At 65.9% G+C, this 20,357-nt stretch carries 20 protein-coding genes and 1 pseudogene; 8 read left to right on the forward strand and 13 right to left on the reverse strand.

Annotated features, from left to right (window positions below; genetic code table 11):
* Window positions 1–112: 112 nt before the first annotated feature.
* Complete coding sequence (locus ABIC44_RS17735) at window positions 113–1,369, reverse strand: NAD(P)/FAD-dependent oxidoreductase (RefSeq protein ID WP_354296773.1); 1,257 nt, start codon at window positions 1,367–1,369, stop codon at window positions 113–115.
* Window positions 1,370–1,508: 139 nt separating this feature from the next.
* Here ABIC44_RS17735 and ABIC44_RS17740 point away from each other — a divergent pair, with 139 nt between their 5' ends.
* Entirely contained in the window at window positions 1,509–1,724 is a 216-nt protein-coding gene (locus ABIC44_RS17740) for a DUF4170 domain-containing protein (RefSeq protein ID WP_307099894.1), read from the forward strand.
* A gap of 157 nt (window positions 1,725–1,881) precedes the next feature.
* Here ABIC44_RS17740 and ABIC44_RS17745 read toward each other — a convergent pair whose 3' ends face one another.
* From ABIC44_RS17745 to carA, 5 genes are all read right to left on the reverse strand, one after another.
* The gene (locus ABIC44_RS17745) at window positions 1,882–2,520 is read right to left on the reverse strand and encodes a rhomboid family intramembrane serine protease (protein ID WP_354296774.1); all 639 of its coding nucleotides are present in this window, start codon (window positions 2,518–2,520) and stop codon (window positions 1,882–1,884) included.
* Between the two features lie 4 nt (window positions 2,521–2,524).
* Complete coding sequence (greA, locus tag ABIC44_RS17750) at window positions 2,525–3,001, reverse strand: transcription elongation factor GreA (RefSeq protein ID WP_183953050.1); 477 nt, start codon at window positions 2,999–3,001, stop codon at window positions 2,525–2,527.
* A gap of 94 nt (window positions 3,002–3,095) precedes the next feature.
* Complete coding sequence (carB, locus tag ABIC44_RS17755; RefSeq protein ID WP_354296775.1) at window positions 3,096–6,440, reverse strand: carbamoyl-phosphate synthase large subunit; 3,345 nt, start codon at window positions 6,438–6,440, stop codon at window positions 3,096–3,098.
* Window position 6,441: 1 nt separating this feature from the next.
* On the reverse strand, window positions 6,442–6,873 hold the full coding sequence (locus ABIC44_RS17760; RefSeq protein ID WP_354296776.1) for a hypothetical protein: 432 nt from the start codon (window positions 6,871–6,873) through the stop codon (window positions 6,442–6,444).
* Between the two features lie 2 nt (window positions 6,874–6,875).
* Window positions 6,876–8,060: a glutamine-hydrolyzing carbamoyl-phosphate synthase small subunit gene (gene carA / locus ABIC44_RS17765; RefSeq protein ID WP_354296777.1), complete on the reverse strand. Its 1,185-nt coding sequence runs from the start codon at window positions 8,058–8,060 to the stop codon at window positions 6,876–6,878.
* A gap of 140 nt (window positions 8,061–8,200) precedes the next feature.
* On the opposite strand from carA, the gene ABIC44_RS17770 reads away from it, so the two are divergent.
* The 6 genes from ABIC44_RS17770 to ABIC44_RS17795 all read left to right on the forward strand — a co-directional run bounded on the left by ABIC44_RS17770 (window position 8,201) and on the right by ABIC44_RS17795 (window position 14,691).
* Window positions 8,201–8,653 (forward strand): GatB/YqeY domain-containing protein, encoded by a 453-nt coding sequence (locus ABIC44_RS17770; protein WP_261270902.1) that lies wholly within the window; start codon window positions 8,201–8,203, stop codon window positions 8,651–8,653.
* 21 nt (window positions 8,654–8,674) lie between these two features.
* The gene (locus ABIC44_RS17775) at window positions 8,675–9,211 is read left to right on the forward strand and encodes an endonuclease domain-containing protein (RefSeq protein ID WP_354296778.1); all 537 of its coding nucleotides are present in this window, start codon (window positions 8,675–8,677) and stop codon (window positions 9,209–9,211) included.
* Between the two features lie 152 nt (window positions 9,212–9,363).
* Window positions 9,364–11,211, forward strand: coding sequence for a DNA primase (gene dnaG, locus ABIC44_RS17780; RefSeq protein ID WP_354296779.1), 1,848 nt, complete (start codon window positions 9,364–9,366; stop codon window positions 11,209–11,211).
* A gap of 142 nt (window positions 11,212–11,353) precedes the next feature.
* Complete coding sequence (gene rpoD / locus ABIC44_RS17785) at window positions 11,354–13,378, forward strand: RNA polymerase sigma factor RpoD (protein ID WP_307099910.1); 2,025 nt, start codon at window positions 11,354–11,356, stop codon at window positions 13,376–13,378.
* Window positions 13,379–13,517: 139 nt separating this feature from the next.
* Complete coding sequence (locus ABIC44_RS17790) at window positions 13,518–13,976, forward strand: GNAT family N-acetyltransferase (protein ID WP_354296780.1); 459 nt, start codon at window positions 13,518–13,520, stop codon at window positions 13,974–13,976.
* Window positions 13,977–14,049: 73 nt separating this feature from the next.
* Window positions 14,050–14,691 carry a peptidylprolyl isomerase gene (locus ABIC44_RS17795; RefSeq protein WP_354296781.1) on the forward strand — a complete coding sequence of 214 codons (642 nt, stop codon included), beginning with the start codon at window positions 14,050–14,052 and terminating at the stop codon, window positions 14,689–14,691.
* A gap of 226 nt (window positions 14,692–14,917) precedes the next feature.
* Here the strand turns inward: ABIC44_RS17795 and rplS are convergent, their stop codons facing one another.
* The 4 genes and pseudogenes from rplS to ABIC44_RS17815 form a co-directional block, all read right to left on the reverse strand.
* A complete protein-coding gene (gene rplS, locus ABIC44_RS17800; protein WP_058733020.1) occupies window positions 14,918–15,310 on the reverse strand; it encodes a 50S ribosomal protein L19 in 393 nt (130 codons plus the stop codon).
* Window positions 15,311–15,325: 15 nt separating this feature from the next.
* Window positions 15,326–16,041: pseudogene (gene trmD / locus ABIC44_RS17805) on the reverse strand (tRNA (guanosine(37)-N1)-methyltransferase TrmD); the annotation flags it as partial.
* Window positions 16,038–16,421, reverse strand: a complete 384-nt coding sequence (locus tag ABIC44_RS17810; RefSeq protein WP_354296782.1) for a type II toxin-antitoxin system VapC family toxin — start codon at window positions 16,419–16,421, stop codon at window positions 16,038–16,040. The pseudogene trmD and the gene ABIC44_RS17810, both read right to left, overlap by 4 nt.
* Window positions 16,414–16,686, reverse strand: a complete 273-nt coding sequence (locus ABIC44_RS17815) for an AbrB/MazE/SpoVT family DNA-binding domain-containing protein (RefSeq protein WP_354296783.1) — start codon at window positions 16,684–16,686, stop codon at window positions 16,414–16,416. Before ABIC44_RS17815 ends, ABIC44_RS17810 begins: the two co-directional genes overlap by 8 nt.
* Before the next feature lie 86 nt (window positions 16,687–16,772).
* Between ABIC44_RS17815 and ABIC44_RS17820 the strand changes: the two genes are divergently transcribed.
* Window positions 16,773–17,681: an NAD(P)/FAD-dependent oxidoreductase gene (locus ABIC44_RS17820; RefSeq protein WP_354296784.1), complete on the forward strand. Its 909-nt coding sequence runs from the start codon at window positions 16,773–16,775 to the stop codon at window positions 17,679–17,681.
* On the opposite strand, the gene rimM is transcribed toward ABIC44_RS17820, so the two are convergent.
* From rimM to ffh, 3 genes are all read right to left on the reverse strand, one after another.
* Window positions 17,671–18,231, reverse strand: coding sequence for a ribosome maturation factor RimM (rimM, locus tag ABIC44_RS17825; protein ID WP_354296785.1), 561 nt, complete (start codon window positions 18,229–18,231; stop codon window positions 17,671–17,673). The genes ABIC44_RS17820 and rimM overlap by 11 nt on opposite strands.
* A 152-nt stretch (window positions 18,232–18,383) precedes the next feature.
* The gene (gene rpsP / locus ABIC44_RS17830) at window positions 18,384–18,767 is read right to left on the reverse strand and encodes a 30S ribosomal protein S16 (RefSeq protein WP_307099925.1); all 384 of its coding nucleotides are present in this window, start codon (window positions 18,765–18,767) and stop codon (window positions 18,384–18,386) included.
* A 56-nt stretch (window positions 18,768–18,823) separates the two neighbouring features.
* Window positions 18,824–20,344 (reverse strand): signal recognition particle protein, encoded by a 1,521-nt coding sequence (gene ffh, locus ABIC44_RS17835; protein ID WP_354296786.1) that lies wholly within the window; start codon window positions 20,342–20,344, stop codon window positions 18,824–18,826.
* Window positions 20,345–20,357 lie beyond the last annotated feature (13 nt).

Below are 20,357 nucleotides of genomic sequence, written 5' to 3' on the forward strand. Positions count from 1 at the left end.
CCCTCACCCAGCTCCGACTAAGCCTTTGCTCTCGCAAAGGCCAAGTCTGCGCAACCCTCTCCCCTCTGCGAGGGGCGAGGGAAGGAAAGGCATCGATGAATGGCGATCGGCCCTAGGGCTTGGGCCAGAGGGCCTTGAGCGGCTGGGTCGAGTCGGCCAGCATTTCGGCGGGCAACACCGCGCCGTCCACGACCAGCGGCTTGCCTTGGACGAAGTCGCGCATCGCGTTGACGCAGTCGAGCGCGACGACCCGCCCCTCCCGCAGATACAGGATCGAGAAGCTGCGCGTCGCCGGGTCGCCGCGCAGCACGGCCTGGTCATGCCCGGTGGACAGCCCGACCGTCTGCAGCTTCAGGTCATATTGGTTGGACCAGAACCACGGCACCGCATGATAGGCGACCTCGCGCCCGACCAGCGTCCGCGCCACGACGGTCGCCTGGTCGTTGGCGTTCTGCACCGACTCCAGCCGGATCACCGCCCCGCCCGCAAAGCCATTGGCATGCGCCGCACAGTCGCCGACCGCGAAGACATGCGGCAGGCTGGTCAGCCCCTGCGCATCGACGGTGACGCCATTGTCGCCCGCCGCCCCCGCCGCGACCAGCGGTTCGACCGAGGGGACGATGCCGATCCCGACGATCGCCATCTGCGCGGGCAGCACCGTGCCGTCGCCCAGCCTTACACCGCAAACCGCCGTCTCGCCCTCGATACAGGCGACGCTCTCGTTCAGCCGGACGGTGACGCCATGCGCGCGGTGCTCGGCCTCGTAGAAGCGCGACAGCGTCTCGCCCGCGACCCTTGCGAGCACCCGGTCCTGCGCCTCGACGATCGTCACCTGCTTGCCGAACTTGGTCAGCACTGCGGCCGCCTCCAGCCCGATATAGCCGCCGCCGATTACCACCACCTCGCGCACCGCCGGAAGCTCGGCGATCAGGCGATCGACATCGGCGCGGCTGCGTACGCCGTGCACCCCCGCCAGGTCGTGCCCCGCACAGGTCAGCCGCCGCGCATGGCCGCCCGCCGCCCAGATCAGCGAACCATATTCGACCATCGCCCCCGCCTCGGTCGTCAGCAGCCGCGCCTCGGCATCGACCGCGATCACCCGCTCGCCCAGCCGCAGCGTCACCGCGCGTTCGTCCCAGAAGCGTTCGGGGCGGATCAGGATACGCTCGAACGGCTTGTCCCCGGCCAGATACTCCTTGGACAAGGGCGGGCGTTCATAGGGGGGATAGGCTTCCTCGCCGATCATCGCGATCGTGCCGCCAAAGCCTTCCTGGCGCAGCGCGATCGCCGCCTGCGCCCCGGCATGGCCGGTGCCGACGATCACGACATCATAGGCGACGGGCGAAGCGGGCGCGGCGATCTGGTTCATTCCCAACTTCTAGAATGACAGGGGCGCCCCTGTCACCTTCCCCCGCCAACGGACATGACAAAGCGTTGCGATGCGAAACAGCATCTTCAATCCGGCCGCGCTTGTCGCTAGGGACAGGCAAACCCCATCAGGAGACACCATGAGCAAGCTGCACCTCGTGTTCGGCGGCCGCGTCAGCGATCCGCAGACCCTCGATTTCGTCGATCCCTCCGCGCTGGAAGTGGTGGGCGTGTTCCCCGACTATGCCAGCGCCGAAAAGGCTTGGCGCGCCGCCGCGCAGCGCACCGTGGACGATGCGGAGATGAAGTTCGTCGTGGTGCACCTGCACCGCCTGCTCGAGCCTACGCTGGGTTGATCCGGGTTGCCGGGCGAGGTCGGGGGCATGGCCTTCGACTTCGCCCAGGCCGATCGGGGGCTCGGCCGCAGTCCCCCGCTCCGTTCGCTATGAGCGATGCTGATGCGCGCGCTGGGTGCGTGGCGCATCTACTATGACCAGACTGATTTGGCCCGGCTCAGGCGTTACGATAGCGCCACAGCAGCAGCGGCTTTGCAAAGACCAGCCCGGCGATGAACCCGCCGATATGCGCGCCCACCGCGATCGCGCCCATCCCCATGCCCGCAAAGCCCAGCAGCAGCTGGATGCCGATCCACCCCGCCGCCAGCCACAGGACATGGGTGAACTCGGCCGACAGCCCGGCAATCCCACGGGTCGCCCGACGCTGCCCGAAGAGCAGCGCATAGGCGCCGACGATCGCCGAGATTGCGCCGCTCGCCCCGATCATCGGCGAGGCGGAACCCGGATCGGGAAAATATTGCGCCAGCGCGGCCGCATAGGCGCCGACGACGTAGAGGACGGCTATCCCCCGCGCGCCCAGCGCCCGCTCGGCCTGCGCGCCGCAATAGACCAGCATGACGAGGTTGAACGCGATATGCGCGAAACCGCCATGGATCAGCGTGGCGGTCAGCGGGGTCAGCAGCGTCGGCACCGCAAAGCCCAGATCGGGGGGCAGCGCCGCCCCCTCGAACCGCAACGGGATGAAACCCGCCCCGATCGCCGCCTCGGGCACCAGCCCCGTGATGATCAGCAACAGCGACACGACCGCCGTCACGACCGCGATGGCCGTCGTCGCGCGTGCCGCTGCCCAATTCATCGGATCAGATGAATTCGATCTTGCTGACGAGATAATAGCGGTCGCCCGACGGCACCGTCACCTCGACCTCTTCGTCCAGCTTGCGCCCGATCAGCGCACGGCCGAGCGGCGAGTTATAGCTGATCCGGCCGGTCTTGGCGTCCGCCTCGGTCTGGCCGACGATCTGGTACTTGACCGGCTTGTCGTCCTCGTCGAGCAGCGTGACGGTTGCGCCGAACACGATCTTGTCGCCCGACAGGTCCTTCGGGTCGATGATCTGCGCGCGGCTCAGCTTGTCCTCGATGTCGGCGATCGTCGCCTCCACCTGGCCCTGCCGTTCCTTGGCCGCATGATATTCGGCGTTTTCGGACAGGTCGCCGTGTGCACGCGCTTCCTCGATCGCGTCGACGATCAGCGGCCGTTCCTCTTTCAGACGCCGCAGGTCCTGGGTGAGCTTGTCATAGCCCTCCTGGAGCATCGGCATCTTTTCGACGGTCGCCATAATCCTAGTCCCCACTTCCATACGCATTCCCGGTACGGACCGCCCTCCCAACCGGGAAAGCGGTCCGCCAGCACATCATGTTCTCATGTCGGGATCAGTTGTGCGAACGCGAATAGTAGGATTGCAGGGGACGTACTTCAAGACCACGGGTGCCTGCGGCCGCAATCGCCTTGGCCGCCTCGATGCTGGCGGGGGCCGTGGTGAAGTACGGAATCTTCTGCCCCAGCGCGGCTTCGCGGATCGGCTTGGAGTCCTTCAGGCTCTGCCACCCTTCCGTGGTGTTGAAGATCAGGGTGATGCCGCCGTCCTTGATCCGGTCGACGATATGCGGCCGTCCCTGCGCCACCTTGTTGATCTTCTCGACCGAGACCCCTGCGCGGTCGAGATAATCGGCGGTGCCGCCGGTCGCGACGATCGCGAAGCCCGCCTCCGCCAGCATCCGGGCGGCGGGAACGATCTGTTCCTTGTCGCCGTCCTTCAGGCTGATGAAGACCGCGCCGCTGGTCGGCAGGACGGTGCCCGCGCCCAGCTGCGACTTGGCGAAGGCGGTGGTGAAGTCGGGGTCGATGCCCATGACCTCGCCGGTCGACTTCATTTCGGGCGACAGCACCGGATCGACACCGGGGAAGCGCGCGAAGGGGAAGACCGCTTCCTTGACCGCATAATAATCGATGTGACGATCGATCTGCGGCAGGTCGGCCAGCTTCTCGCCCGCCATGACGCGCGCGGCGATCTTGGCGATGGGGGTGCCGATCGCCTTGGCGACGAAGGGCACGGTGCGGCTGGCGCGCGGGTTGACCTCGATCAGATAGACCCGGGAGCCTTCTGGGCCGTCCTTCACCGCGAACTGGATGTTCATCAGGCCGCGCACGTTCAGGCCGCGCGCCAGCGCCTCGGCCTGACGCTCGATCTCGGCGATGATCTCCGCCGACAGGCTGTAGGGCGGCAGCGAGCAGGCCGAGTCGCCCGAATGGACGCCCGCTTCCTCGATATGCTGGAGCACGCCCGCCACGACGACCTGGTCGCCGTCGCAGATCGCGTCCACGTCCACCTCGATCGCATCGCGCAGATACTGATCGATCAGGACCGGGGCATCGCCCGACACCTGCACCGCCGTCTGGATATAATCCTCCAGCTGCTGGGGCCCGTCGACAATCTCCATGGCGCGGCCGCCCAGCACGAAGCTGGGGCGCATCAGCACCGGATAGCCGACGCGCTCGGCGACGATCAGCGCTTCCTCACGGCTGCGCGCGATGCCGTTCTTGGGCTGGAGCAGCTTCAGCTTGTCGACCAAAGCCGCGAACTGCTCGCGGTCCTCGGCCAGGTCGATCGCGTCGGGGCTGGTACCCAGGATCGGGATACCGGCCGATTCCAGCGCGCGGGCGAGGTTCAGCGGGGTCTGGCCGCCGAACTGCACGATCACGCCGACCAGCTCGCCCTTCGACTTCTCGACGTCGAGAATGGCGAGCACGTCCTCGGCGGTCAGCGGCTCGAAATAGAGCCGGTCCGAGGTGTCATAGTCGGTGCTGACCGTTTCCGGGTTGCAGTTGACCATGATCGTCTCATAGCCCGCATCCGCCAGCGCGAAGCAGGCGTGGCAGCAGCAATAGTCGAACTCGATACCCTGCCCGATCCGGTTCGGACCACCGCCTAGGATCACGATCTTCTTGCGGTCGCTGGGCACCGCCTCGTCCTCGGGCTCGCCGAAGGTCGGGGCTTCATAGGTAGAGTACATATACGGCGTCTTGGCGTCGAACTCGGCCGCGCAGGTGTCGATCCGCTTGAAGACCGGACGCACGCCCAGCTTCTGGCGATGCTCGCGCACCTCCTGCTCGGTCACGCCGCCGGTCATCATCTTGACGACCTCGTGGATGAGCCCTGAGCCGCGCGCGATGCCGCGATCCATGCCGCGCAGGTTCGCCGATTGCAGCGCCAGATAAGCGAGCCGCTTGTCGGAGAAGCCCATCGCCTTCAGGCGGCGCATCCCCGCCGCATCCTGCGGCAGGCCGTTCTGCATGACTTCGGCTTCGGCGGCGACGATCTCGGCGATCCGCTCCAGGAACCAGGGATCGTATTTGGCGATCGCATGGACCTCGGCGACGGTGAAGCCTTCGCGCAGCGCCTGCGCCGCGACCAGCAGCCGGTCGGGGGTCGCCTTGGCCAGCGCCGCCTCGATCTCCGCACGCGGGGCGCCGACCAGATGCTCGACATCGTTGAAGCCGCTCAGGCCCGTCTCGAGCCCACGCAGCGCCTTCTGCATCGATTCATGGATGTTGCGGCCGATCGCCATCACTTCGCCGACCGATTTCATCGCGGTCGAGAGGACGGGCTCCGAGCCCTTGAACTTCTCGAAGGCGAAGCGCGGGATCTTGGTGACGACATAGTCGATCGTCGGTTCGAAAGAAGCCGGGGTCGCGCCGGTGATGTCGTTCTCGATCTCGTCCAGCGTATAGCCGACCGCCAGCTTGGCCGCGACCTTGGCGATCGGGAAGCCGGTCGCCTTCGACGCCAGCGCCGACGAGCGCGACACGCGCGGGTTCATCTCGATGACGATCAGACGGCCGTCCTTCGGATTGACCGCGAACTGCACGTTCGAGCCGCCCGTCTCCACGCCGATCTCACGCAGCACCGCCAGGCTGGCGTTGCGCATGATCTGATATTCCTTGTCGGTCAGGGTCAGCGCGGGCGCGACGGTGATCGAGTCGCCGGTATGGACGCCCATCGGATCGATATTCTCGATCGAGCAGATGATGATGGAATTGTCGTTGCGATCGCGCACGACCTCCATCTCATATTCCTTCCAACCGAGGAGCGATTCCTCGATCAGCACCTCGGTCGTCGGCGAGGCGTCGAGCCCGGCGCGGACGATCGCGATGAATTCCTCGCGGTTGTACGCCACACCGCCGCCGGTGCCGCCCAGCGTGAAGCTGGGGCGGATGATGGCTGGAAGGCCGACCTTCTCCAGCCCCTCCAGCGCTTCCTTCTCGGAATGCGCGATCGCCGAGCGGGCCGATTCCAGCCCGATCTTCTCCATCGCGACCTTGAACTTCTGACGGTCCTCGGCCTTGTCGATCGCCTCGGCATCGGCGCCGATCATCTGGACGCCGAACTTCTCCAGCGTGCCGTCATGGAACAGCGCCAGCGCGGTGTTCAGCGCGGTCTGGCCGCCCATGGTCGGCAGGACCGCGTCGGGGCGCTCCTTCTCGATGATCTTGGCGACGACGGCGGGCGTGATCGGCTCGACATAGGTCGCGTCGGCCAGCTCGGGATCGGTCATGATCGTTGCCGGGTTCGAATTGACCAGGACGATGCGATAGCCCTCTTCCTTCAGGGCCTTGATCGCCTGCGTGCCCGAATAGTCGAACTCGCACGCCTGACCGATGACGATCGGACCAGCGCCGATGACGAGGATGGAGGAGATGTCGGTGCGTTTTGGCATTTTATGGTTCTTCCGAAATCAGGGTGCGATCAAAGCGAGTTTTAACATTCACCGATCCGCAGGATTGGACACCGAAGACATGGTCCGACGAAAATCCGTGACTAATTAATAGCTTGTCATTTGACAGCCAGGCCAACCTAACCTTGCTTGTCCCATCACCTACAAAAGCGCGACAACTGAACCATGGCGACGTTCCAGGCAGCCACCATTGCTTCACATATACCGCTTTCGACCAGCCACAAGGCGCGCCACAATCATCAAATTGCGCTCTGGCTTCGTGCCATTTGTCTGGTGACAGGGAACGACCATAAATCGTTCGCTCAGATGCAAGCCACAACATCCCGCCAAGCAACAGACCTCCCGCCATAGGCATCGCGAGCAAAACCAAGCCCGTGCAGCCGATAATCGCAAGGCCATGCGGCCATGGCTTCATGTTTACTTCCTCAAGCCGCCGACAAACCGCTCGAACAGATAGAAGCTGTCTTGCGGCCCCGGCGAAGCCTCTGGGTGGTACTGGACCGAGAAGGCCGGGCGGTCGGTCAGTTCCAGGCCCGCATTCGACCCGTCGAACAGCGACACATGCGTCTCACGCGCATTGGCGGGAAGCGTCTCGCGCTCGACCGCGAAGCCGTGGTTCATGCTGGTGATCTCGACCAGACCGTCGGACAGGCGCTTGACCGGGTGGTTCGCACCGCGATGGCCCTGGTGCATCTTGGTGGTCTTGGCGCCGACCGCCAGACCCAGAAGCTGGTGGCCCAGGCAGATGCCGAACAGCGGCTTGCCCGTATCGAGCAACTGGCGGATCACCGGCACGGCATATTCGCCGGTCGCCGCCGGATCGCCGGGGCCGTTGGACAGGAAGATGCCGTCCGGGTTCAGCGCCATCACATCCTCGTAGGAGGCGGTGGCGGGGACCACCGACACCTTCGCCCCGGCCTGGACCAGGTTGCGGAAGATGTTGTGCTTGCTGCCATAATCGATCGCGACGACGTGCGGGCGATCCTCGCCCTCGGCACCGGCATAGCCGAAGCCCAGCCGCCACAACCCGCCCTCGCGCGTCTCGCCCCAGCCATAATGCAGCTCGGTCGACACGTCCTTGGCGAGGTCCATGCCCTCCAGCCCCGGCCAGCCGCGTGCCTTTTCGAGCAGCGCGGCGATGTCGAACTCGCCCGAAGCCGAATGCGCGATCACGCCATTGGGCGCGCCAGCCGCACGGATACGGCGGGTCAGCGCGCGGGTGTCGATGCCCGCCAGGCCGATGCGGTTGTGCCGCGCCATCCATCCGGCGAGGTTTTCCATCGCGCGGAAGTTGGACGAGGCGGTCGGGTCCTCGCGGACGATCATGCCCAGCGCGTGCGGCGCGTCCGCCTCGATATCGTCGGGATTGGCCCCGACATTGCCGATATGCGGGAAGGTGAAGGTGATGATCTGCCCGGCGAAGGACGGATCGGTCATGATCTCCTGATAGCCGGTCATCGCGGTGTGGAAGCACACCTCTCCGACGGCATCACCCTCGACGCCGAAACCGCGCCCCCATAACACGTCTCCGTTCGCCAGAACGAGAACGCCCGTGGCGCCTTCAGGCTTTTCGGGCATGGCGAATGGCTTGGCGTCGGCCATGATCGGCGGGCACTCCTGCTAAAATGTCTGCAATGTCGCTAAGTGGCGTCCGCTAGGGCCATACGGGCGTCGCGTCAACCGGTTCACGTGATCGGTTCGGGGCGCTATCGTCTCCGCCTTTCAGACAAGACGGACAAAACATGATTCGCGACGACATCAAGGCCGCGCAGGTGGCCGCCATGAAGGCTGGCGACAAGGAAAGCCGCGCGGCGATCAGCCTGATCCAGGCCGCCATCAAGAACCGCGACATCGAACTCCGCACCGGCGAAGCGCCCGCCGATGACGACATGGTCGTGATCGAAGTGCTCCAGAAGATGGTCAAGCAGCGCCGCGAATCGATCGCCATGTACGAACAGGGCGGTCGCCAGGAACTGGCCGACCAGGAAAAGGCCGAGGTCGCGGTGATCGAACGCTTCCTGCCGCAGACGCTGACCGAGGACGAGACCAAGGCCGCGATCGAGGCGATCAAGGCGGAGATCGGCGCGTCGGGCATGAAGGACATGGGCCGGGTGATGGCCGAGCTGAAGGCGCGCCATGCGGCGGTGCTGGATATGAGCAAGGCCAGCGGGCTGGTGAAGGCGGCGTTGGCGTGATGTGATGGGGGAGTGGGGCTGGTGGATCGTTCTGATCGCGAGCGTGGTCCCCTCCCCCAACCCCTCCCGCCTGCGGGAGGGGAGCCTGTCGGGTTTCGTGGAGAGGATTGCGCTCCGCAAAGTCCGCATCCCCTCCCGCAGGCGGGAGGGGACCGAGGGGAGGGCCCCCGACCTTTCCGCGAAAACCGCCCTACGAGGCAGGCGCGAGAACTTCGCCTAAACCCGACCGATGCCGAACGCAGATTGTGGCGGGCCTTGTCGAGACGGCAGGTCGCAGGCGTTCGCTTCAATCGCCAAGTGCCGGTCGGCCCGTACATCGCCGACTTCGCCGCCCGATCGGAAAAGCTGATCGTTGAAGTCGATGGTGGCCAGCACGACGCTCAAGCCGCTTACGACGAAGCCCGGACCCGCTATCTCGACGCCCAAGGCTGGCGGGTAGTCCGCTTCTGGAACAACGACGTTCTTGGTAATCTGGAGGGCGTTGTTGCAATTATTGAGCGCACGCTTGCGGAAAGGCCCTCCCCCAGCCCCTCCCGCCTGCGGGAGGGGAGCCTGTAACGCTCGGCGGAGAGAATTGTCCTCCGCCAAATGTGCTTCCCCTCCCGCAAGCGGGAGGGGATCGAGGGGAGGGCAAACCCGAACCATCCACCCCACCCAGACCCTTGCCAAAAACCCCCTCTTTCGCTACTCATTATAATCGCGCGGACGCCATGAGCCTGACCCCGCAATTCCTTGACGAGCTTCGCGCTCGCACGAGCCTGTCGGCGCTGATCGGCAAGACGGTGAAGCTGCAAAAGGCGGGCCGGGAATATAAGGGCTGCTGCCCCTTCCATAACGAAAAGACGCCCAGCTTCTACGTCAACGACGACAAGGGCTTTTATCACTGTTTCGGCTGCTCGGCGCATGGCGATGCCATTCGCTGGATGACCGACCAGCGCGGCCTGCCCTTTATCGATGCGGTCAAGGAACTGGCGCAGGCCGCCGGGCTCGAAGTCCCCGCGCAGGACCGCCGCGCCGCGCAGAAGGCGGAGCGGGCCAAGGGGCTGCACGATGCGATGGCGGACGCCGCCGCCTGGTTCTCCGAACAGCTGGGTGGCCTGTCGGGCGGCGATGCCCGCGAATTGCTGACCCGCCGCCGGGTGACGCCCGAGACGGCCCGCGCCTTCGGCCTGGGCTTCGCACCCGACAGCCGGGGCAAGCTGAAGGCCGCGCTGAAGGATTATGGCGATCCGGCGCTGATCGAGTGCGGGCTGCTCATCAAGGTCGATGGCAAGGACCCGTATGACCGGTTCCGCGGCCGGTTGATGATCCCGATCCGCGACGCGCGCGGCCGGGTGATCGCGTTCGGCGGCCGGATCATCGGCGAGGGCGAGCCCAAATATCTCAACTCGCCCGACACCCCCCTCTTCGACAAGGGGCGCACGCTCTACAATCTCGACCGCGCCGCGCCTGCCGTGCGCAAGTCCGGCCGCGTGCTGGTGGTCGAGGGCTATATGGATGTGATCGCGCTGGCCCAGGCGGGGATCGCCGAGGCGGTGGCGCCGCTCGGCACCGCGCTGACCGAGAGCCAGTTGGAGCGCCTATGGCGCATGGTCGACGTGCCAACCCTGTGCTTCGACGGCGATGCCGCCGGGCAGAAGGCCGCGATCCGCGCCGCGCACCGCGCGCTGCCCCTGCTCCAGCCGGGCAAGAGCCTCTCCTTCGTCACCCTGCCGCAAGGCCAGGACCCCGACGATCTGGTCCAGGAAAAGGGCGCGGCAGGCTTCGAGGCGGTACTCACCCGCGCCACCCCGCTCAGCGACCTGCTCTGGCAGGCCGAGATCGCACAGGCGCAGACCGACACGCCCGAGGGGCGCGCCGCGCTGAAGCAGCGGCTGGAGGAACTGGCGCAGCAGATTCCGCACAAGGACCTGGCCTACGAATATAAGCGCGCCTTGATGTCGCGCTATTTCGACATATTCGGCATCCGGCGGGTCAATGCGGCGGCGGTGCACCAGGCGGTGGCCGAGGCCAATCGCCATGTCGGACGCGGCGTCGAATACAGCCTGAAGCGCGCGGTGCTGCTGGGGCTGATGCGCTATCCGCATGTCCTGTGCCGCTATATGGACGAGATCAGCCGCCTGGACATGGGCGACCGCTATCTCAACGACTGGCGGCATCATCTGCTGGACGCGGCGGTCAACGATCCCCATCTGTCGCGCAAGGACGCCGCCAAGGCGGAGAGCCTGATCGAACAGATCATGGCGACCACCGACGTCCACCCGATCGACGCGCGCGACTATACCCGCGACCTCGCCTTCAGCTTCTTCAGCAAGATGTCCGATCCCGCCATCGCCGTGCGCGATCTGGAAAAGGTCATCGAGGTGATGCTGGAGGAAAGCGAGACGCGTGCGAACCGCGAGCGTGCGGTCGAGGCGTTCCGCGCCGACATGACCGAGGATCGCTTCGCCGAACAGACGCGGTGCCACGCCGCCCATGCGCAATCGCTGGACCAGCTTTATCGCTGGCTGGAGGCAGCCCGCGACCTGGCGGACAAGCAAGCCGGGGAGGCCGCTTGATACGGCTACCCCCGCGCCCCATATCCGGGGCATATTGGGCGACCCACGCCCACACTGGAAAATTACGCATGGCCCCCTCACCCGCTTGCCAAACCGGCGGCGTGCGTGAAAGAGGCCGGGCATTGAGACCCGAGGGCATTTGATGGCGAAGGCGAATATGGCGGCGGATACGACCGATACCACGGAAACGGGCGATGCGCCGCTGATCGACCTGAACGAAGCGTCGATCAAGAAGCTGATCGCGCGCGCCAAGAAGCGCGGCTACATCACCTATGACCAGCTGAACGAGGCGCTGCCGCAGGACCAGATGTCCTCCGACCAGCTCGAGGATATCATGGCCGCCCTCAACGAGATGGGCGTCAATATCGTCGAGAATGAGGAGCAGGGCGAGGACGGCGAGTCCGAGGAGGAGGCCGACGACGCCGAGGCCAGCGATGGCGACGTCGATTCCGGCCCCCAGCCCGAGGCGAAGAAGAAGGAAACCGTCGATCGCACCGACGATCCGGTCCGCATGTACCTGCGCGAGATGGGCGCGGTCGAGCTGCTGTCGCGCGAGGGCGAGATCGCCATCGCCAAGCGGATCGAGGCGGGTCGCGACACGATGATCCTGGGGCTGTGCGAAAGCCCGATCACCTTCAACGCGATCATCGACTGGTCGACCGCGCTGAACGAAGGCACGATGCAGCTGCGCGAGATCCTCGATCTCGACGCCATGCTGTCCAAGGACGCCGGCCCGGAAAATCTGGGCGAGGAGGACGAGGACGACAATGGCGAGATCAGCGCCAAGAACGCCGGTCCGCAGTTCAAGGAAGAGGAAGAGCCCGAGGAACCCTCGATCGACGAAGATGACGAGGGCGGCGAACGCCGTGGCCCGCGCGCCGAGGACGAGGAAGAGGACAACACCCTCAGCCTCGCCCAGATGGAGGAGACGCTCAAGCCGCAGGCGCTGGAGAAGTTCGCCAACATCACGAACATCTACAAGAAATTCTCGAAGGTCCAGCAGCAGCGCTTGGAAGCCATGGCGCTGGGCGGCGAGCTGTCGGCGGCGGACGAGCGCAAGTATCACAAGCTGCGCGAGGAGCTGACCGCCGAGGTCGAGAGCGTCCAGTTCCACAACGCCAAGATCGAATTCCTGGTCGACCAGCTCTATGCCTTCAACCGCCGCCTGACCGCGCTGGGCGGCCAGATGCTGCGTCTGGCCGAGCGGCACAAGGTCAACCGCAAGGACTTCCTCGACCGCTATCTGGGTCACGAGCTGGACGAGAACTGGCTCGACACGGTGCGCGGGCTCGACAAGAAGTGGGGCAATTTCGCGTCCAACGAAGCCGCGACCGTCGACCGCATCCGCAGCGAGATCGCCGAGATTTCGCAGCAGACCGGCATGGCGCTGACCGAATTCCGCCGCATCGTGAACATGGTGCAGAAGGGCGAGCGCGAGGCCCGCATCGCCAAGAAGGAAATGGTCGAGGCCAATCTGCGCCTCGTCATCTCCATCGCCAAGAAATACACCAATCGCGGCCTGCAGTTCCTGGACCTGATCCAGGAGGGCAATATCGGCCTGATGAAGGCGGTCGATAAGTTCGAATATCGCCGCGGCTACAAGTTCAGCACCTATGCGACGTGGTGGATCCGGCAGGCGATCACCCGCTCGATCGCCGACCAGGCGCGGACCATCCGCATCCCGGTCCACATGATCGAGACGATCAACAAGCTGGTCCGCACCAGCCGCCAGTTTCTGCACGAGCAGGGCCGCGAGCCGACCCCGGAAGAGATGGCCGAGCGCCTCTCCATGCCGCTGGAGAAGGTGCGCAAGGTGATGAAGATCGCCAAGGAGCCGATCTCCCTCGAAACGCCGATCGGCGACGAGGAGGATTCGCACCTGGGCGACTTCATCGAGGACAAGAACGCGGTCATCCCGGTGGATGCGGCGATCCAGGCCAATCTGAAGGAAACGGTCACCCGCGTCCTGGCCAGCCTGACCCCGCGCGAGGAGCGCGTGCTGCGCATGCGCTTCGGCATCGGCATGAACACCGACCACACGCTGGAAGAGGTCGGCCAGCAGTTCAGCGTGACGCGCGAGCGTATCCGCCAGATCGAGGCCAAGGCGCTCCGCAAGCTGAAGCACCCCAGCCGCAGCCGCAAGATGCGCAGCTTCCTCGATCAGTAAGGGTCGGACGCCGCGAAACGGAAAAGCCGTCGACCACCCGGTCGGCGGCTTTTTTGTGGGCCATCGCCTGTCGCCCCCATCCGGACCGCGATAGACTGCCCCCATCAGCCTTCTCGCACGCCAGACCCGGGGGAGTGCCATGGATATCCGCCTCGACGATCCGACCGCACCGCATGTCGCCGATCTGCTCGCCTATCACCTGCGCGATATGCGCGGCGAGGCGGAGGAATTTTCCTTCGCGCTCGACGCCTCGGCGCTGGCCGATCCCGGTATCTCCTTCTGGACGATCTGGGACGGCCCCGCGCTGGCCGGTTTCGCCGCGCTGAAGCAACTGGACGCCCGGCATGGCGAAGTGAAATCCATGCGGGTCGCGCCCGGCTTTCTGGGCCGGGGCATCGGCCGTGCGCTGCTCAACCATGTCATCGCGGAGGCGCAGCGCCGCGATTATGATCGGATCAGCCTGGAAACGGGAACCACGCCGCCCTACCAGCCCGCCGTCGCGCTGTATCGCAGCGCGGGCTTCCGATCCTGCGAGGCCTTTGCCGATTACCAGCCCAGTCCGCACAACCAGTTCTTCATGCGCGATCTGACCGCCTGATCGGCGCCGCCACTCGGCGCATCCCACGGGTTTGGGCTCCACAATCGCGGCCGGGGGCGATAATCCCCGGCGGATGAAATGTCTGCTCCCGCTGGTCGCCCTGCTGATCGCCGCCGCGCCCGCCAACCAGAATGTTCCCCGCCCCGGCTATGTCCGGGTGCAGATCAACACCTCCGAAGGGCCGATCGTCGTCGCGCTCGACACGCGCCACGCGCCCGCGACGTCGAAGAATTTCCTGGCCTATGTCGATGACGGGCGGTTCGACGGGACGGTCTTCTACCGCACCGCGCGCGACAAGCGGAACCCGAAGGAGGGCTTCGTCCAGGGCGGCATCCGCACCGATGCGCGGCGCATCCTGCCGCCCTTCCCGCTCGAGACGACGGCGAAGACCGGGATCAAGCATCTCGACGGCACCATCTCGATGGCACGGGGGCAGTCGCCGGACTCGGCGGGCGGCAATTTCTTCATCACGGTCGGCCCCACGCCGGGCATGGACGCGCGTCCCGGCTATCAGGGCTATGCCGCGTTCGGCCGGGTCGTGGCGGGCATGGACACGGTGAAGAAGATCCTCGCCAAGCCCTCGGGCGGCGGGCTGGACGCGATGAAGGGGCAGATGATCCTGAAGCCCGTGCGGATCATGACCGCCAAAAGACTGGACGGCACGCCCCGCCCCACCGGCGAGCCTAAGATGTGGCTGTATAATTTCGGGGGCTAACGCCCCTTACCAATCCCCCCGTTCAGCCTGAGCGAAGTCGAAGGCCAAGGGATACCCTTGCCCCATGAGGCGACGAGCGTTGAAGCGTGACCTTCGACTTCGCTCAGGCTGAACGGAGGGCGGTATTTTGTCGGGCTGAGCGGCGGTTTGGCACAAAGAAAAAGGGCGGCGGCACCGGGGTGCCACCGCCCTTTCCTGTCGAACCGCAAGCGGTCCGCCGCACCGATTACTCGGCGGCAGCGGTGCCCTTGGCCGGACGCGGATCGCGACGCTCGGCGATACGCGCCGACTTGCCGGTGCGGCCGCGCAGGTAATAGAGCTTCGCACGACGCACGGCGCCGCGACGAACCACTTCGATCGAGTCGACGTTCGGCGAGTAGAGCGGGAAGACGCGCTCCACGCCCTCACCGAAGGAGATCTTGCGGACGGTGAACGACGAGCCCATGCCCTTGTTCGCGCGGGCGATGCAGACGCCCTCATAGAACTGGACGCGGGTGCGCTCGCCTTCGACGACCTTCACACCAACCTTCAGCGTGTCGCCGGGGCGGAATTCGGGGATCTTCTTCGTCTCGTTGAACTTGGCGATCTGCTCAGCTTCGATCTGCTGGATCACGTTCATGACACTATTCCTCAATCGTCGCCGCGCGCCAGAGGGCGACCGACCCGAACGCCCTCATGACGTTCCCAAAGGTCCGGCCGCCTTGACCGTGTATCCTCGCAAGCCCTGGCATGACGCCATTTTGCGATTTTCGCATGATCCCCCGATCGCAGCACTTCAGGGATCGTGCGCCCTTCCCACTCGGCGGGTCGGGTATATTGCGGATATTCGAGGAGGCCGCTCTCGAAGCTTTCCTCGACTCCGCTTGAAGCCGCGCCCATTACGCCGGGAAGCAGCCGAACGCAAGCGTCGAGCAGCACCAGCGCGCCCATCTCGCCACCCGACAGGATATAGTCGCCGATCGACACCTGTTCGATGCCGCGCGCCTCGAACAGGCGTTCGTCGAACCCCTCGAACCGGCCGCACAGCACGGTGACGCCCGGCCCCGCCGCCAGTTCGCGCACGCGCGGCTGGGTCAGCGGACGCCCGCGCGGCGTCATCGCCAGCACTGGGCGGTCGTCGGCGACCGAGTCCACCGCCGCCGCCAGCACATCGGCGCGCAGCACCATGCCCGCGCCGCCACCGGCGGGCGTATCGTCGACCGAGCGATGCTTGTCGGTCGCGAAGTCGCGGATCTGCACCGTCTCCAGCGCCCAGCGATCCTCGCGCAGCGCCCGCCCCGCCAACGAAGCCCCGAGCGGTCCCGGAAACATCTCCGGATAGAGTGTCAATATCGTTGCGCGAAAGGTCACAGCGTCCAGTTCTCGATGGTCAGGCCGGGGATGTCGGCGAAGTCGGCCTCGTTGTTGGTCACCAGCGTCAGCCCGGTCGCCAGGGCGTGTGCGCCGATCAATCGATCGAACCGCCCCCGGCGGAATGGAATCGCCGCATAGGCAGATGCGGCACGCCGGTCGAACGGCAATATCGGGACACGCTCGAAAAAGCGATCAAATGCCGCGACCGCCTCCGCGCCATGACGTTCCAGCCCGCGCATGATTTCGGCATAAGTGATCGCCGATGCCACCGCACTGCCGGGCTCGCATGTCGCCAGATGCTGGGCGACCCGCCCCCCTGCATCGCGCAGAACATAGATGCAGATATTGGAGTCGAGCAGATAGCGCGGCTCAATCACGACCGAGCAGCTTTCCGTCCCAATCCAGTTCGCGCGGTTCCATTTCGCGTTCCTCGCGCGCCAGCGGCTCCAGCCACGGCATCGACCCGGCGATCCCCGTCAGGTCGATCGTCTTGCGCGGCGCCTGGATGGGCTCGAACACATAACGCCCCTGTTCTTCGCGCAGCGTCATCTCGGTCCCCTCGGTCAGACCCAGCGCGGCGGGCAGGCGCAGCGCGAGCGAGTTGCCCGAGCGGAAGACCTTGGCCTGATAATCCTTGCCCATATCGCCTCCGTATATACACCACGTATATACATCAAACCGCCCTTCCCGCCAAGGAACGTTGCGCCACGTGGCGCTTTGGCTGCGCCATGGACGATTGCATCATCATCGGCGCGGGGCCTGCCGGGCTGACCGCCGCCATCTATCTCGCGCGCTATCACCTGCGCATCCGCCTGTTCGACAGCGGATCGAGCCGGGCCGCGATGATCCCATGCACCCATAACCATGCGGGCTATCCCGACGGGATCAGCGGCAAAGCGCTGCTTGCCCGGATGTACGAGCAGGCCCGACGTTACGGCGCGCATTGCATCCCGCACCGCGTGACCGGCATCCAGCCGCAGGACAAGGGCTTTCGCGTCATCACCGACGGCGCGACCTATCACAGCCGCAGCGTCCTTCTGGCGACCGGCGTGGTCAATCACCGGCCCCGCCATCTGCTGCCCGAAGTCCATGACCCGGCGCTGGAGCGCGGGCTGCTCCGCTATTGCCCCGTCTGCGATGGCTATGAGGTCACGGACAAGCGGGTCGGGGTGATCGGCACCGGCGACCACGGCATGCGCGAGGCGCTGTTCCTGCGCGGCTTCACCCGCGATGTGACGCTGATCGCCCCGGAGGCCGAGCATGCACTCGACCCCGCCTGTGCCGAGGCGCTGGACGATGCGGGGATCGCGCGGGTCGACGGTCCGTGCGGCGGCTGGGCGATCGAAGGAGACCAGCTGGCGCTCGACACCGCCAGGGGGCGGATGCGCTTCGACAGCGTCTATCCGGCGCTGGGGTCGCGTATCCGGTCGGAACTGGCGATCGCAGCGGGCGCGAAGGCGGACCCCGGCGGTTGCCTGGAGGTCGACGACCATCAACGCACCTCGGTCCCCGGCCTGTTCGCGGCGGGGGATGTGGTGAAGGGACTGGATCAGATCAGCCACGCCATGGGCGAGGCGGGGGTCGCGGCCACGACGATCCGCAACATGCTCGACCGGCAACAGCCGATCAGGCGATAAAGGCGCGTTCCACGATCAGGCGTTCGCGATCCCATTCGGGCACCGCCTCGACCTTCATCGGCACCATGAAGCGGCGGCCATCGGGTCGTTCGATCTCGAGCACGTCGCCCGCGCCGAAATTCTCGATCAGCGCGACATGGCCCAACTCCTCGCCATCGCTGGCGATCGCGGCAAGACCGATAATGTCGGCATGATAATATTCGCCTTCCTCCAGCGGAGGAAGCGCCGAGCGCGGCACCGTCAACTCGGTGCCCCGCAACGCCTCGGCGGCATTGCGGTCGGTCACCTCGGCAAAGCGCGCGATCACACCGTTCGAGCCGTCGCGCGCTGATTTCAGCGTCAGCGCACCATTGTTGAACGAGCGATAGGCCGACACATCGTCGGCAAAGACCTTCAACCGCACTTCGCCGGTGATGCCATGCGCGCCGATGATGACCGCCAGCGTGACGTGCGGCTCACCCGCTGGGGGAGTCGCTTTCCCCGTTGGGGGTGTCGTCGCCGCCTTCGGCGGGGTCGGGGGCGGAGACGCCTTGGTTGGTCGCGTCGTCATGGTCGTTGGGTGCGGTCCGGGGATCGGGTTCGGTCGGCGGGGTCATGCTCTTCTCCTAAGCCATGGGCTTGGGGGAACGCATGGCCCCGCATTCCGATGCCTGGGACGGGCCCGATCGTGACCGACCGGTGCCCATCCAGGATCAAGGCCGATTAGGCCTCGGCGGTTTCGGCCGGAGCGTTGGCGGCTTCCTGAGCGGCCTTCAGCTTCTCGGCACGCTCTTCGGCGCGCTCGGTGGCCTTTTCGCCGGGCTTCGCCTTGTTCGGGTTGTTGCGCGCGGCGCGCTCACGGACACCGGCGGCGTCCAGGAAGCGGGCGACGCGGTCAGTCGGCTGCGCGCCATTGGCCAGCCAGTGCTTCGCGCGCTCGGCGTCGAGCTGCACGCGCTGCTCATTGTCCTTGGCGAGAAGCGGGTTGTAGTTGCCGATCTTCTCGATGAACTTGCCGTCGCGCGGCGCACGGGCGTCGGCCACCACGATGCGGTAGTAAGGGCGCTTCTTGGAGCCACCACGCGACAGACGAATGCTGAGAGCCATATTTCAGTCCTTGGAGTAAAAGTTCAAAATTACCGGCGTTCCGTCCGGCGCGGGGGTTATTTCTTCTTGAGAAGATTCTCGAAGCCGGGGGGCAGCTTGGGCATCCCGTCGGGCAGCTTGCCGCCGCCCAGACCACCCAGGCCACCGCCGGGCAGGCCGTTGCTGCCCGCCTTGTTGAGCATCTCGCCCATCTGCGGACCGCCCAGCGCATTGCCCAGGCCGCCAAGGCCGCCCTTGCCCAGCATCGACATCATGCCCTTGATGCCGCCCATCTTCTTGATCTTCTTCATCGCCGTGGACATTTCCTGATGCATCTTCAGGAGCTTGTTCACGTCCTGCACCGTGGTGCCCGAACCCTTGGCGATGCGGATCTTGCGCTTGGCGTTGATCAGCTCGGGCTTGGTGCGCTCCTTGGGCGTCATCGAGGTGATGATCGCATCCATGCGGAGCAGGATCTTGTCGCCACCGGCCTCGGCCAGCGCGCCTTGCGCCTTCTTCATGCCGGGCATCATGCCCGCCAGCGCGCCCAGGCCGCCCATGCGACGCATCTGCTGAAGCTGGCCGCGCAGGTCGTCCATGTCGAACTGACCCTTGGCCATCTTCTTGGCCATGCGCTCGGCATCTTCCTGCTGGATCGTCTCGGCCGCGCGCTCGACGAGGCTGACGACGTCGCCCATGCCGAGAATGCGACCCGCGACCCGTTCAGGGTGGAAGGCTTCCAGCGCGTCCATCTTTTCGCCGACACCGGCGAACTTGATGGGCTTGCCCGTGACCGCGCGCATCGACAGCGCCGCACCACCGCGCGCATCGCCGTCCATGCGGGTCAGCACCACGCCGGTCAGCGGCACCTGCTCGGAGAAGCTGGTCGCGACGTTCACCGCGTCCTGGCCGGTCAGCGAGTCGACGACGAGCAGGATTTCCTGAGGCCGGGCGATGTCCGCCACCGCCTTCATCTCGTCCATCAGCGCCTGGTCGACATGCAGGCGACCGGCGGTGTCGAGCATCAGGACGTCATAGCCCTGGAGCTTGGCAGCCTGCATCGCGCGCCGGGCGATCTCGACCGGCTGCTGCCCGGCGATGATCGGCAGGGTCGACACCTCGACCTGCGTACCCAACGTCGCCAACTGCTCCTGCGCGGCCGGGCGATTGACGTCGAGCGACGCCATCAGCACCTTCTTGCGCTCGCGCCCCATCACCCCGCTCGACAGCCGCTTGGCGATCTTGGCGGTGGTGGTGGTCTTGCCCGAACCCTGAAGGCCGACCATCATCACGACGGCGGGCGGCGCCACGTCGAGCAGCAGCTCGCTGGCATCCGCGCCCAGCATCGCGACCAGCGCGTCATGGACGATCTTGACGACCTGCTGGCCCGGCGTGATCGAGCGCAGGACGTTCTGGCCGATCGCCTGTTCGGTCACCTTGTCGACGAAGTCGCGGGCGACGGGCAGCGCGACGTCGGCTTCGAGCAGCGCGACGCGAACCTCGCGCATCGCGGTGCGGACATCCGCCTCGGTCAGCGCGCCACGGCCGCGGAGGCGGTCGAAAACGCCGCCAAGCCGATCGCTCAAGCTGTCGAACATCGCCTCACCTCAT

The organism is Sphingomonas sp. 1185, from assembly GCF_040544655.1.
Taxonomy (GTDB): Bacteria; Pseudomonadota; Alphaproteobacteria; order Sphingomonadales; family Sphingomonadaceae; genus Sphingomonas.